Source organism: Streptomyces sp. NBC_00193, from assembly GCF_026342735.1.
GTDB classification, from domain to species: Bacteria; Actinomycetota; Actinomycetes; order Streptomycetales; family Streptomycetaceae; genus Streptomyces; species Streptomyces stoeckheimensis.
Genome location: NZ_JAPEMM010000001.1, coordinates 2466616 through 2480315 on the forward strand (window position 1 = coordinate 2466616; position 13700 = coordinate 2480315).

Sequence of the window (13700 nt, forward strand, 5' to 3'; positions counted from 1 at the left end):
CCCTTCCCAGCCGGGTGGTGCTCTCGGCTACTTGAGCTTGGTGCCCGTGGAACGCAGGTTCGCGCAGGCCTCGGTGACGCGCGCGGCCATGCCGGCCTCGGCGGCCTTGCCCCAGGTGCGGGGGTCGTACTTCGACTTGGTGCCGACCTCGCCGTCGACCTTCAGGACCGCGTCGTAGTTGCGGAACATGTGGTCCACGACCGGGCGGGTGAAGGCGTACTGGGTGTCGGTGTCGAGGTTCATCTTCACGACGCCGTTCTCCAGCGCGGTGGCGATCTCCTCGGCCGTGGAGCCCGAGCCGCCGTGGAAGACGAAGTCGAACGGGGAGGACTTGCCGTACTTCTCGCCGACGCCGGCCTGGAGGTCCTTGAGGAGCTCGGGGCGCAGGACGACGTTGCCCGGCTTGTAGACGCCGTGCACGTTGCCGAAGGAGGCGGCCAGCAGGTAGCGGCCCTTCTCGCCCAGACCCAGGGCCTCGGCGGTGCGCAGCGCGTCGTCGACGGTGGTGTACAGCTCGTCGTTGATCTCGTGGCTGACGCCGTCCTCCTCGCCACCGGTCGGGGTGATCTCGACCTCGAGGATGATCTTCGCGGCGGCGGCCTTGGCGAGCAGCTCCTGGCCGATGGCCAGGTTGTCGGACAGGGTCTCGGCGGAGCCGTCCCACATGTGCGACTGGAAGAGCGGGTTGAGGCCGCGGGCCACGCGCTCGGCGGAGATCTCGAGCAGCGGGCGGACGTAGCCGTCCAGCTTGTCCTTGGGGCAGTGGTCCGTGTGCAGCGCGACGGTGATGTCGTACTTGGCGGCCACGATGTGCGCGAACTCGGCCAGGGCGGCGGCGCCGGTGACCATGTCCTTGTTGTACTGGCCACCCAGGAACTCCGCACCACCGGTGGAGATCTGGATGATGCCGTCGCTCTCGGCCTCCGCGAAGCCGCGCAGTGCAGCGTGCAGGGTCTGGGTCGAGGTCACGTTGATCGCCGGGTAGGCAAACTTGCCTGCCTTCGCCCGGTCGAGCATCTCGTTGTAGACCTCGGGGGTTGCGATGGGCATCTGTCCGCTCCTTGGATGTGCGGGGAGTGTGCTTATTGCGGGCCCTGACCTGGGGGCGACGTTGCCGTCGTCCCCATCTTTCCAGACTCGCGCGCCCACTCCACCTCCGCGACGGCGCCGCGCGGCCCGATCCGGGGGCAGTGTTTCACGTGAAACACTCCCCCCGGCCGAAAAGACGCAGGTCAGGGCCTACTTCCGGACTTTCGGGGACCTAAGTCACCAGTTGTGCGGAAGCACGGCCCGACGTCCAAGGGTTAGGACAAACCGAGGTCGTCCAGCTGGTAGCCGGTGAGGTAAGGGAGCCCGGCGGCCGCGATGGCGTCGGCCGCGCCGCGGTCGACGATCGTCGCGACGGCGACGACCTCGCCGCCGGCCTCGCGGACCGCCTCGACGGCGGTCAGCGGGGAACCGCCGGTGGTCGAGGTGTCCTCGACCACCAGGCAGCGCTTGCCCTTCACGTCGGTGCCCTCGATGCGGCGCTGCATGCCGTGCGCCTTCTGCGCCTTGCGGACGACGAAGGCGTCCAGGCGCGCGCCGCGCGCGGCGGAGGCGTGCAGCATCGAGGTGGCGACCGGGTCGGCGCCCAGCGTCAGGCCGCCGACGCAGTCGAACTCCAGGTCGGCGGTGAGGTCGAGCATGACCTGGCCGACCAGCGGGGCGGCTTCGCCGTCCAGGGTGATCCGGCGGAGGTCGATGTAGTAGTCGGCCTCGCGGCCGGAGGAGAGGATCACCTTGCCGTGCACGACGGCCTTGTCCTTGATCTGCTGCAGAAGCGCATCGCGTACGTCACTCATGGCCCCGAGCTTAATTGGGCACTACCCGAGCCGCCGCCACGTCCACGTCGTGGAGATCTCCAGCGGGTCCACGGGGGTGACCAGCTGGGGGAGGCTGTTCAGCCCGTTCGGCGGGCCCGACTGCGGTTCCACGCAGACGGCCTCGGGCTCCTCGTCGTAGACGACCACCCATTCGGCGCGGCTGGTGACCTTCAGCTCCAGGGCCTCGGGCCACGTGAGGGTGACGTCGACCCCGTACGGCATGCCGAAGCAGTCGTCCCAGGGGCCGGGCTTGGGGTCGACGCGGTTGCCGGTGGGCAGGTGATCGGCTCCGCGCTCCTCCTGCCAGGCGGCCTCGAAGTCGATGCGCACGTCCTGGCCGCCGTTGCCCAGGTTGCGGTGGAACCAGGGGTGCCAGCCGGCCTGCGCCGGGAAGGAGTCCTGGTAGGTCTCGATGCCCAGGGTCAGGGTCAGGGCGTTCTCGCCGAGCTCGAAGATCTGGGTGACCAGGCCCTCGTAGGGCCACGGATCGGCGAGCGGGTACGTGAAGGCGGCCTCGGTGCCGGTGGCCCGGGCGCGGCGCCAGGCGGCGTCGCGGCCGAAGCCGTGGATGGCGTGCGGCGGGTGGTTGAGCGGGAGCTGGTGCAGGGTCGCACCGTCCTGGAACTGCCCGTCCCTGGTCCGGCCGCACCACGGGACCATGGGGAAGGACCCGTAGTGGTCCCCTTGCCTCAGCAGCTCCGTCCCGTCGATGCGCAGACTGCTGATCCGGCAGCCGTTCTCCTGGTCGATGGTCACCTCGGCGCCGCCGGCGCGCAGTTGCGTACTCATGCCATGACCTTAGTCAGCCCGACGGGGTGATCAGGGCCGTGTGGGGAAGCGGGCGGGTCCCCGGGTCAGCGGCGGCGGCGCAGGGCGCGGCCCAGGAGGACCGCCGAGGCCACGGCCACGGCGGCGGCCGGGGCGATCCAGCGGAGGCTGGCGCCGGCCGAGGCGGAGGTGGGGGCCGGAACCGGGGCGTAGCGGCCGCGCGGGGGCGCGTGGTCGACCTCCTCCGCGCTGCGGCCGATCATCGTGCGGCGGGCGTGCGCGGCCTCGGCCGGCGGGCGCGGGGGGCCGCCGAGGTCCCCGAGGTCGGCCATGCCCTCGAAGGTGCCCTCCAGGAACGGGTCCAGGGACGGGGGCGGGACCTCGGTGTCGAACACGGATGCGGTGACCTCGGTGAACCCCGGGCCGGGGTCCTCCCGGCCGGAGTCCGAGTCGGCGTCGGCGTCCAGGTCCGCCACCGCGTCCGGGTGCGCGTCCGCGTCCGAGGGCCCGGTGGGGCCGTCGGACACCTCGGACCCGAGGGCCGCGAGGTGCCCGGCGGCCCGGTCCAGGAGGCGGTGCGCGGCCGTGGCGGCCGCGTCGGGGGCGAAGGCGGCGGCGCGGCCGTCGGCGGCGGACTCGGCGGTGAACTCCAGCAGGGTGCCGCCGTCCGCCCCGGTCAGGAGCAGCGCGAGGGAGAGCTTCACGGTCCCGCTCCCCCGCACCTCGGTGCCCTCGCCGGCGAGGGTGAAGCGGTCCGGGTCCTGCTCGGTGACGGAGAGGGTGCCGCGGTAGGTGACGGTGTGTCCGCCGACCCGGACCTTCAGCCGGCCGGACAGCGGCCCGGCCTCCGTATCGGCGTCCTGCTGGAGCCCCGGCACGCATCGCGCCAGCCGGGCGGGGTCGCGCAGCACGGCGCGGACGTCGGCGGAGGGGACCGGTACGAACACCTGATGCTCCATGCGAACGAGCCTACCGACGCGGCAGCCCGGCCACGAGTACCCCGGCCACCTCGGCCGTGAGGAGCCCGGCCGCCTCGGCCACGAGGAGCCCGGCCACTCGGCCACGACCACCCCGGGCCACGACCACCCCGCGCTACGAGTACCTCGGGTGCGGCAGCGTCGACGGCGGGAGCCCCGCCACCCGGGTGCGCTCCGTGTCCCGGGCCGCGTCGGCCAGGGACTGCGTGGACAGGGAGCGCAGGGCGGGCGTCTCGCTGTCCACCCGCAGCCGGGGCGCGCCCTCGCGGGCCGCCAGGACGAAGCCCCAGTCCTGCGGGAGCTTCGCGGCGGAGGCGGCGGCCGCGCCGAGCACCCGGTCGGGGCCGGCGGCGAAGCCCGAGAGGCGGCCGCCCGCGCTGTAGGGGGCGGTGCTCAGGCCGGCCGCGCGCAGGGTGGCCTCGACGGTCCAGTAGGTACGGGGCCTGGTGCCGGGGGGCCCCGCGTGGACGGCGAGCCGCCCGCCGGGGCGCAGGGCCCGCGCGGCCAGCCCGTAGAACTCCTGCGAGTACAGCTTCGTGCTGGGGGTGATTCCGGGGTCGGGCAGGTCGGAGACGATGACGTCGAAGCGGGCCCGGGCGGCGGGTGCGCGCAGCCAGCGGAAGGCGTCCGCGGTGACGACCCCGAGGCGCGGGTCCTCGTACGCCCGCCCGTTCAGCTCGGAGAGCTTCGGGTCGGTCCGGGCGAGCCGCACGACGCCGGGGTCGAGCTCGACGACGGTGACGGAGGCGACGTCGCGGTAGCGCAGCACCTCGCGGGCGGCGAGGCCGTCGCCGCCGCCGAGGACGAGGACGCTGGTGTGTGCGCCGGTCATCGCGGGGTGCACGAGGGCCTCGTGGTAGCGGTACTCGTCGTAGCCGCTGACCCGCAGGCGGCCGTCGAGGAAAAGGTCGAGGGAGCGCGGTGAGCCGTTCGGGGGACCGGTGAGGACGAGTTCCTGCACTCCGGTCTGGACGGCGACGCGCACCTCGCCGCCGTAGACGGCGCGGCGGGCGACGCGTTCGAAGTCGTCGGCGAGGACCGTGGCGCAGCCCAGCACGGTGAGGACGGTGATGTTGACCGCGACGAGCAGCCAGCGGGCACGGCGGCTCAGGTCCCGGCGGAACAGCCACAGGACGAGGCCGCCGCCGGCGACGACGTTGACGGTGCCGGTGAGCATGGCGCCGGTGAGCTGGCCGAGGACGGGAAGCAGCAGGAAGGGGAAGGCGAGGCCGCCGACGAGGGCGCCGACGTAGTCGGCGGCGAACAGGTCGGCGACGGCGCCGCCCGCGTCCTGTCTGCGGATGCGCTGGATGAGCACCATCAGGAGCGGGATCTCGGCGCCGATGAGGACGCCGATGGCGAAGGAGAAGGCGACCAGTGCGGGCCGGGACTCCCCCAGCCAGGCGAAGCTGGCGTAGAGCGCTATGGCGGAGAGCCCGCCGAGCAGGGCGAGGCCCGCTTCCACGAGGGCGAAGCCGAAGGCGGGGCGGGCGCGCAGGGCCTTGGCGAGCAGGGATCCGACGCCCATGGCGAAGACCATGACGGACAGCACGACCGACGCCTGGGTGACGGAGTCGCCGATGAGGTACGAGCCGAGGGCGAGCAGCTCCAGTTCGTATACGAGCCCGCAGGCGGCGCAGACGAACACGGTGGCCAGGACGAGGAGTCGGCCGGTCCTGGGCCGTACGGGCAGGGCGGCCGGGACGCGGGCCACACCGCGCGGCTCCGGAGCCGGGGGGCGGCGCCACCGGGTGCGGAGCACCCCGCGCGGGGCGGAACGGTCGATCATGAAGCGAACCGTACGTCACCGCCTGCTCGCATCCGGTCACCCACATGGGTGTAAGTGGCGCACTGGTTCGGGCAGTTGGCGTAACCGTCCGGCAACTCCGCGACCCCGCGACCCCGAGGCCTCCGGTTCCGCGCCGGCGGCTAGATCAGCACCGCAGCCGCCTCCGCGGCGGACGCGACGGCGGGCGCGGAGACGGGCGCGACGCCGGCAGCGCTCGCGCCCCCGCCCGGAGCCGCCGCCGGACCGGCCGTCCGTACGCCGACCCGGGTGCGCGTCGCCACCAACTGCCCTTCCTGCGGGTACGCGTGCCAGGTCCGCCAGCGCACCTGGCCCTCGTAACGCTGCGCGAGCATGGCGGTGAAGGCGTGCGGGCTGCCGGGGAAGGTGCCGGCGAGCCCGTTCGGGTGGTCCGCGACCAGTGCGAGCAGCTCCTGCGCCCGCCCGGCGAAGGAGCCGCGCGAGAGGTTCTCGACCCGCGCGGCGAACTCGTACTCCCAGTCGCCGACGCGCTTGGCCACGCCGAGCGGAAGCGGGGTGCTGCTGCCGGGCATGCAGGCGACGGTCTCGGAGCAGAGCACGTCGCCCTCCTCCAGGAGCACCTGGTGGGAGGCCCCGAGCAGGCGCAACTCCACTTTCGCGCCACCCAGTTCGAGGTTCAGTACGGCCAGGGCGGGCAGCCGCTCCCGACCCAGGGCCCAGGCGAGATCGGCGGCACGCGTGTCGGTATAGGTGGTCTGGAGGGTCGTGAGCATGAGTCGGCTCCGCAAACGCGCGAGGGAGATGGGCCGGGGCCCGCCAGCGGTAGTCAACGGGTGGGGGGACACCGGCACGGGTCCACAGGAAGTCCAGGGAGGTCCGAGGACTGGTCTACTCAACCGAGGGAATCATGAAAGGCACGGCGCTCACAGCGTTTTTACCCAAGTTGCAGGGGTTTACATCCCCTCGGGGGCTACACAGTTCACGTGTTCAACGACATGCCGCCCGTACGCCGTAATGCGCGGCCGTGACGTCCGAACAAGAAGACGCCCGACGGAAGTTGTGCCCGGCGGGCGTCTCATCCATGCGGGACGCGGTACGAAGGTGGTCCGACGTCGGAAGCCATGGATCCATGCTGCCCCGTGTCAGCTGGAACCGCATCCTCCGCCGCCGCCGCAGGACGACGAGGAGCCACAGCTGGACGAGGAGGAACCGCAGCTGGACGAGGAGGAACCCGAGTCGCCCCCGACCCACCAGGCCCCTCCGCCACTGCTGTCTCCCCCGCCACTGCCGCCCCGACCGCCGCCACGGCCGGCCTTGACCGCCAGCGTGACGATCCCGAGGGCCACCACCACAAAGATCACGATTCCGAGGATCATCCCCCGACCCCTCTCTGCTCCCCCGGTTCCCCGGGGTGCGGGATCCCCTGCGTCCCGCGTGCTGGGGGGATGCCCGCGCCCTACGCGGCCCAAAGCACACTTGAGCAAGTCCAGAGCTTCCCCTCAGGATTGCGCCCATGAGCGATCCCGAGCACCCCGCCCGCCCCGCCCGCCCCTTCCTCAACCGCAAGCTGGCGGCCTTCGGCACCACGATCTTCGCGGAGATGTCCGCCCTGGCCACCGCCACGGGAGCGATCAACCTCGGCCAGGGATTCCCCGACACCGACGGCCCCGCCGAGATCGCCGAGGCGGCGGCGCGCGCGATCCGCGACGGCCGGGGCAACCAGTACCCGCCGGGCCCCGGCGTTCCGGAGCTGCGTACGGCGATCGCCGCCCACCAGCAGCGCTTCTACGGCCTGTCCTACGACCCGGACACCGAGGTGCTCGTCACCGCCGGGGCCACCGAGGCCATCGCGGCCTCGCTCCTCGCCCTCCTCGAACCGGGCGACGAGGTCATCGCCCTGGAGCCCTTCTACGACTCCTACGCCGCCTGCATCGCGATGGCCGGAGCCGTCCGGGTGCCGCTGACCCTGCGCGCCCCCGGCTTCCGCCTCGACGTGGACGCCCTGCGCGCGGCGGTCACCCCGCGCACCCGCCTCCTGCTCCTGAACACCCCGCACAACCCCACCGGCACGGTCCTGACCCCCGCCGAGCTGGCCGCGGTCGCCGACCTCGCCGTCTCCCGGGACCTCCTCGTCATCACGGACGAGGTCTACGAGCACCTGGTCTTCGAGGGCGCCCACACCCCGCTGGCGAGCCTGCCGGGCATGCGCGAGCGCACCGTCACGATCTCCTCCGCCGGCAAGAGCTTCTCCTTCACGGGCTGGAAGGTCGGCTGGGTGACGGGGACGCCCGAGCTGGTCACGGCGGTCCGCTCGGCCAAGCAGTTCCTGACGTACGTCTCCTCGGGCCCGTTCCAGTACGCGATCGCCGAGGCCCTGGCCCTGCCCGACGCGTACTACGACTCCTTCCGCGCGGACCTGGCCGCCAAGCGCGCCCTCCTCTCCGACGGCCTCGCGGCGGCCGGCTTCGAGGTGTTCCGCCCGCAGGGCACCTACTTCGTCACCACCGACATCACCCCCCTCGGCGAGCGCGACGGCCTCGCCTTCTGCCGGGCCCTGCCGGAACGCTGCGGGGTGGTGGCCATCCCGAACCAGGTCTTCTACGACGACAAGGCCGCCGGAGCCACCCACGTCCGCTGGGCCTTCTGCAAGCGAACGGATGTTTTGGAGGAGGCGGTGGAGCGTCTCGGCCGGCTGACTCGCTGAGAGCGAGCCGGATGGACGTGTGGGCACGGGGCCCGGCCTTTCAGCCCTGGCCCCGTGCCGCACGGGCACCACGAGTTACTCGGTGTCCTTGGGGTGCCTCGTGGACGCGTAGACCAGGATGACGGTCGACGTCTCAGGGCTGACCACGTAGCGCACGCGGCCGCCGCTCGTGACCTCGAACTCCCACTGCTCCAGCGCGGAGCCCTTCCACTCCTTGGTGGCGAGCCTCCCGCGCAACTGGTGCTGACGATTCCAGTTGTCACGCGACAGCGGGTCGGTGCGCAACGCCTCCAGGCACCGGTGGGCACTGGGCAGCGCCGCGCGGCACGGCTCTTCCCACCCCGCCACCGCCTCCGTGGTCCCGAAGACCACGTCCCATCCGCTCAGGGGTGGAACGCTGACACGATCGCCCTTCTTCGGGCTCACCCGCCCACCTCGACCGGCCCCAGGTCATCCCCGTCGAGCGGACGCAGAGCTTCCTTGAGCTGCTCCGGATCCGCGTTGATACGAGCCGTCGCCCTCCAGGAGACGAGCGCGCGGTGCACGGCCTCCCGCGCACCCAGCTCCGCCGCATCGGAAAGTGCTTCCAGGAGTTCCACCGTGAAAGCGCGCATCTCCTCGCCGTCCAGGTGCCGCACCCAAGGAAAAACCTCGGGCAGCGCCAGCAGGAGCGACCGGGCTCCGTCATCGTGCTTCATGAGTGCGAGGAAGAGCCGCGACGCCGTCGTGAGGTTCTCCTCGGTGCGCTCCGCGTGCACGGCCGTCGTCAGCACCTGAGTGTCAGAGTTTTCCCTGGTGCTCCGTGCTCACGCCGTGCCCTTCTGCAAGCGCACCGACGTCCTGGAGGAGGCGGTGCAACGCCTGCGGCGGCTCTGAGCCGGGTGGGCGCCCGCCGGAACCGGGCTCGCCCTCGTAGGGTTCCTCTCGTGGCGGCTCCGACCGGGAGCGCCCCTGAAAGTCGGGACGCATGGCGACGGAAACGCTGTCGAACGGCACACGGCCCGGGCAGCGCCCCGGCCGGGCCGGCCGGATCCCCGCGCCCCTGCTCGCGCTCGGGGTGTACGCCGCCGTGCGCGGGGCCGGCGTGGTGGCGGTCGCCGTGGCGGCCTGGTGGGGCGGGCGCAGCCCCCTACGGGTGCTCGGGGAGTCCTGGGACTCCATCTGGTACCTGCGGATCGCCGAGCACGGCTACGGGCGGACCCAGATCTATCCCGGCATCGGGTCCGTGCAGAGCGACTCCGCGTTCTTCCCGCTCTACCCCGTCCTGATCCGCTGCGCCTCCGCCGTGCTGCCCGGCCCGCTGACCGTCGCCGCGCTGGCCGTCGCCTGGATCGCGGCGGGCGCGGCCGCCGTGGGGCTGTACCGGGTCGGGGAGCACCTGCTGGGGGCCCGCGCAGGGCTGCTGCTCGTCGCGCTGTGGGCGGCGCTCCCGCACGCCCTCATGCTGACCCTCGCCTACACCGAGCCCCTGCTGGCCGCCTTCGCCGCCTGGGCCCTGTACGCCCTGCTGCGGGGCCGCTGGGGGTGGGCGGCGGGGCTCGCCGTGCTCGCGGGGCTGACCCGGCCCACCGGGATCGCGGTCGCCGCAGCCGTGACGGCGGCCGCCGCGTACGAGATCTGCCGCCGGCGGGGCCGCGCGCCCGCGGCGGTGTGGGCGGCCGGGCTGGCCGCTCCCGCGGGCTGGGCCTCGTACGTCCTGCTCGTCGGCGTGCGCCGGGGGGATCCGCTCGGCGGCTACTTCGCCGTGCAGAGCGGCTGGGGCTCGCGCTTCGACTTCGGCGCGGGGGCGCTGCGCTCCGCGCGGCACGCGCTGGGCTCGCCCGGGAGCGTGGAGCTCGCCACGATCGTGACGGTGGTCCTGCTGGCGGCCGCGCTGGTGCTCGCCGGGCTGCTGGCGGCCGACCGCAGGATCCCGCTGCCGCTGCTCGTGTACACGGGCGTGCTGCTGGTGATGACCTACGGCGGTGCGGGCTTCTTCGAATCGAAGCCGCGCTTCCTGCTGCCCGCGTTCCCGCTGCTGCTGCCGGTGGCGGCCCTCATGGCGAAAGCCCGGCCGCGCACCGCGGTCGTGGTGACCGGGGTGCTGGCCGGGCTCTCGTACGCGTACGGGCCGTACCTGCTGCTCGCGTCCGGGGTGGCGCCGTAGAGCAGGCGCCACGAGGGGCCGGACGCGGACCGCGAGGAGCGGGACCGCGAGGACCTAGTTGGTCTCGCTGTCGCCGTTCTCGCCGTCGTCCTTCTTGTCGGCGGAGTCGACTTCCTTCTCCAGGCCGAACGTCTCGACGAGCCACTTGTCGAACTCGATCGACGCGCGGACCCAGCTGACCGTGGAGGACACGAAGTGCTCCAGGTTCACGCCGGTGCCGATCAGCATCTGCGCCTCGCCGATCAGACGGACGGAGCCGTCGTCGTGCGTGTGGCTGTAGACCTTGGGCCACAGGGTGCGGCGGTTCCAGTCGTCGATGGACTCGAGGAGCTGGGCCTTCTCTTCGATCTTGTGCGGGCGGTCGTAGAACGTCCGCACGGAGAAGACCTGCTGCTCGTCCTCGCCGCGGAACATGAAGTACGTCCGGAAGTCCTCCCACGGCGCCGCGAGGTCACCCTCGTCGTCGACGACGTACTTGAGCTCCATCTGCTCCAGGAGCTGCTTGACCAGATCCTGGTCGGGGACGACGGGGCCCGCCGGTCCAGTGGCCTGCGGATCGGGCTGCTGCCCTCCGAAGTTCGGAATCGAGGCCGGGTCGATGCTCACCGTGTGACTTCCCTTCGTGCGGATGCGGCCATCCTCCCCCATCGCGCCCACCCCGTGTCCACCCCGGAAGGTCCCGATCCGCGCAGGGCGGACAGGAGTAGGGCCCGGGTAAGCCGGGCCCCGGGGATTCCGGGGCCCGGCTGAGGCGGTATTGCGGCGGATTACGGCCATACAGCCCTGGCCGCAGCGCCCCGGCTACAGCGCCTTGCCCACCAGCAGGCCGTCGCCCGCGACGGAGACCCGGACGGTGTCGCCGTCGCGGACCTCGCCCGCGAGGATCTCCTTGGCCAGCCGGTCGCCGATGGCCGTCTGGATCAGGCGGCGCAGGGGGCGGGCTCCGTACGCCGGGTCGTTGCCCTTGTCCGCCAGCCAGGCCAGGGCCTCGGGCGTGACGTCCAGGGTCAGGCGGCGTTCGGCGAGCCGCTTGGCGAGCCGGCCGATCTGGAGCTCGGCGATGTGGGCCAGCTCGGCCCCGCTCAGGGCGGAGAAGACCACCAGGTCGTCGAGGCGGTTGAGGAACTCCGGCTTGAAGGTGGCCCGCACCACGTCCAGGACCCGGGCCTTCTTCTCGTCCACAGCTGTGGACGGATCCATCAGGAACTGCGACCCCAGGTTCGAGGTCAGGACCAGGATGGTGTTGCGGAAGTCCACGGTGCGGCCCTGGCCGTCCGTGAGGCGGCCGTCGTCGAGGACCTGGAGCAGGACGTCGAAGACCTCGGGGTGGGCCTTCTCCACCTCGTCCAGGAGCACGACGCTGTACGGGCGGCGGCGGACGGCCTCCGTCAGCTGGCCGCCCTCCTCGTAGCCCACGTAGCCGGGCGGGGCACCGACGAGCCGGGCCACGCTGTGCTTCTCGCCGTACTCCGACATGTCGATGCGGATCATGGCCCGCTCGTCGTCGAAGAGGAAGTCCGCCAGGGCCTTGGCCAGCTCCGTCTTGCCGACGCCCGTCGGCCCGAGGAAGAGGAACGAGCCGGTCGGGCGGTCCGGGTCCGCGATGCCCGCGCGGGTGCGGCGTACGGCGTCGGAGACGGCCCGCACGGCCTCGCCCTGGCCGATCAGGCGGCGGCCCAGCTCCTCCTCCATGCGCAGGAGCTTCTGGGTCTCGCCCTCCAGGAGGCGGCCGGCCGGGATGCCCGTCCAGGCTCCGACCACGTCGGCGATGTCGTCGGGGCCGACCTCGTCCTTGACCATCGTGTCCTTGGAGACCTCGGCCTCGGCCTCGGTGGCCTCCGCGAGCTCGTGCTCCAGGGCCGGGATCTCCCCGTAGAGCAGCTTGGAGGCGGTGTCGAAGTCCCCGTCGCGCTGGGCGCGCTCGGCCTGGCCGCGCAGGTCGTCCAGGCGCTCCTTGAGCTCGCCGACCCGGTTGAGGGACTGCTTCTCCTTCTCCCAGCGGGCGGTGAGGCCCCGCAGGTCCTCCTCCTTGTCCGCGAGGTCCTTGCGGATCTTGTCGAGGCGTTCGCGGGAGGCCGGGTCGGACTCGTTGTTCAGGGCCAGCTCCTCCATGCGCAGGCGGTCGACCGAGCGCTGGAGCTCGTCGATCTCCAGCGGGGAGGAGTCGATCTCCATGCGGAGCCGGGACATGGACTCGTCGACGAGGTCGATGGCCTTGTCGGGGAGGAAGCGGGAGGTGATGTAGCGGTCGGAGAGGGTGGCGGCGGCGACGAGGGCGCTGTCGTTGATGACGACCTTGTGGTGGGCCTCGTAGCGGCCCTTGAGCCCGCGCAGGATCGCGATGGTGTCCTCGACGCTCGGCTCCGCCACCAGCACCTGCTGGAAGCGCCGCTCCAGCGCCGGGTCCTTCTCGATCCGCTCGCGGTACTCGTCGAGGGTGGTCGCGCCGACCATGCGCAGCTCGCCGCGGGCCAGCATGGGCTTGAGCATGTTGCCCGCGTCCATGGAGGAGTCCCCGCCGGCGCCCGCGCCGACGACGGTGTGCAGCTCGTCGATGAAGGTGATGATCTGGCCGTCGCTGGACTTGATCTCCGCGAGGACCGTCTTGAGGCGCTCCTCGAACTCGCCGCGGTACTTGGCTCCGGCCACCATCGCGCCGAGGTCCAGGGAGACCAGCCGCTTGTTCTTCAGGGACTCGGGGACGTCGCCCTTGACGATGCGCTGGGCCAGGCCCTCGACGACGGCGGTCTTGCCGACGCCGGGCTCGCCGATGAGCACCGGGTTGTTCTTCGTACGGCGCGAGAGCACCTGGACGACGCGGCGGATCTCGTGGTCGCGGCCGATGACCGGGTCGAGCTTGCCCTCGCGGGCGGCCGCCGTGAAATCGGTGCCGAACTTCTCCAGGGCCTTGTACTGGCCCTCGGGGTCGGGGGTGGTCACCCGCCGCCCTCCTCTTGCGTTCTCGAAGGCCGACAGCAGCTTCTTCGCGGTCGCGCCCTGTCCGGAAAGGAGCTCACCGGCCGCGCCGCCCTTGGCGGCGATGGCGATGAGCAGGTGTTCGGTGGAGAGGTACTCGTCGCCGAGCTTCCCGGCCTGCGCATCGGCCTCGGCCAGTACGGCGAGCAGCTCGCGGCTGGGCTGCGGGGGCGCGACCGTGGAGCCCGTGACGCTGGGCAGAGCGGCGAGCAGCCGGTCCGCCCCGGCGCGTACGGCGGCCTGGTCGGCGTCGGTCGCGGCGAGCAGGTCGGTGATGTTCTCGTTGTCCTCGCCGGCGAGCAGCGCCAGCAGCAGGTGCGCGGGCGTGAGGTCCGCGTGCCCGTCCTTGACGGCCCTGGTCGTGGCCGCGTTCAGCGCGTCCCGGCTCCTGTTGGTCAGCTCCGCATCCACGGGCGGCTCTCCCTTCCTGCTTCGAGTCCCCACTGCATGGGCACTGCATGTGCTTTACATGAGTAACCTGCACAAAGTTGAGTCT

General features: G+C 72.3%; 12 protein-coding genes. 2 read left to right on the plus strand and 10 right to left on the minus strand.

Annotated elements, in window-relative coordinates:
• Window positions 1-27: 27 nt before the first annotated feature.
• From fbaA to OG898_RS10735, 6 genes are all read right to left on the minus strand, one after another.
• Window positions 28-1050, minus strand: a complete 1023-nt coding sequence (gene fbaA / locus OG898_RS10710) for a class II fructose-bisphosphate aldolase (protein WP_250748755.1) — start codon at window positions 1048-1050, stop codon at window positions 28-30.
• A 254-nt stretch (window positions 1051-1304) separates the two neighbouring features.
• A complete protein-coding gene (pyrE, locus tag OG898_RS10715; protein ID WP_250748753.1) occupies window positions 1305-1844 on the minus strand; it encodes an orotate phosphoribosyltransferase in 540 nt (179 codons plus the stop codon).
• 21 nt (window positions 1845-1865) lie between these two features.
• Window positions 1866-2654 carry an aldose 1-epimerase gene (locus OG898_RS10720; protein WP_250748751.1) on the minus strand — a complete coding sequence of 263 codons (789 nt, stop codon included), beginning with the start codon at window positions 2652-2654 and terminating at the stop codon, window positions 1866-1868.
• A 65-nt stretch (window positions 2655-2719) separates the two neighbouring features.
• Window positions 2720-3592, minus strand: a complete 873-nt coding sequence (locus OG898_RS10725; protein WP_266956418.1) for a CoxG family protein — start codon at window positions 3590-3592, stop codon at window positions 2720-2722.
• Window positions 3593-3725: 133 nt separating this feature from the next.
• Window positions 3726-5399 carry a polyamine aminopropyltransferase gene (locus tag OG898_RS10730; RefSeq protein ID WP_250748747.1) on the minus strand — a complete coding sequence of 558 codons (1674 nt, stop codon included), beginning with the start codon at window positions 5397-5399 and terminating at the stop codon, window positions 3726-3728.
• A gap of 140 nt (window positions 5400-5539) precedes the next feature.
• Window positions 5540-6151, minus strand: coding sequence for a DUF2617 family protein (locus OG898_RS10735; RefSeq protein WP_266956420.1), 612 nt, complete (start codon window positions 6149-6151; stop codon window positions 5540-5542).
• 740 nt (window positions 6152-6891) lie between these two features.
• On the opposite strand from OG898_RS10735, the gene OG898_RS10740 reads away from it, so the two are divergent.
• Window positions 6892-8082: a pyridoxal phosphate-dependent aminotransferase gene (locus OG898_RS10740; protein WP_266956422.1), complete on the plus strand. Its 1191-nt coding sequence runs from the start codon at window positions 6892-6894 to the stop codon at window positions 8080-8082.
• Between the two features lie 75 nt (window positions 8083-8157).
• On the opposite strand, the gene OG898_RS10745 is transcribed toward OG898_RS10740, so the two are convergent.
• Window positions 8158-8508, minus strand: coding sequence for a hypothetical protein (locus OG898_RS10745; RefSeq protein ID WP_266956424.1), 351 nt, complete (start codon window positions 8506-8508; stop codon window positions 8158-8160).
• Entirely contained in the window at window positions 8505-8855 is a 351-nt protein-coding gene (locus OG898_RS10750; protein WP_266956426.1) for a prevent-host-death family protein, read from the minus strand. Before OG898_RS10750 ends, OG898_RS10745 begins: the two co-directional genes overlap by 4 nt.
• A gap of 194 nt (window positions 8856-9049) precedes the next feature.
• Between OG898_RS10750 and OG898_RS10755 the strand changes: the two genes are divergently transcribed.
• Window positions 9050-10228 (plus strand): mannosyltransferase family protein, encoded by a 1179-nt coding sequence (locus OG898_RS10755; protein ID WP_266956428.1) that lies wholly within the window; start codon window positions 9050-9052, stop codon window positions 10226-10228.
• 54 nt (window positions 10229-10282) lie between these two features.
• Here OG898_RS10755 and OG898_RS10760 read toward each other — a convergent pair whose 3' ends face one another.
• Both OG898_RS10760 and clpB read right to left on the minus strand, forming a co-directional pair.
• Window positions 10283-10834, minus strand: a complete 552-nt coding sequence (locus OG898_RS10760) for a YbjN domain-containing protein (RefSeq protein WP_250748732.1) — start codon at window positions 10832-10834, stop codon at window positions 10283-10285.
• 195 nt (window positions 10835-11029) lie between these two features.
• Window positions 11030-13615 carry an ATP-dependent chaperone ClpB gene (gene clpB / locus OG898_RS10765; RefSeq protein ID WP_266956430.1) on the minus strand — a complete coding sequence of 862 codons (2586 nt, stop codon included), beginning with the start codon at window positions 13613-13615 and terminating at the stop codon, window positions 11030-11032.
• Between the last annotated feature and the right edge of the window lie 85 nt (window positions 13616-13700).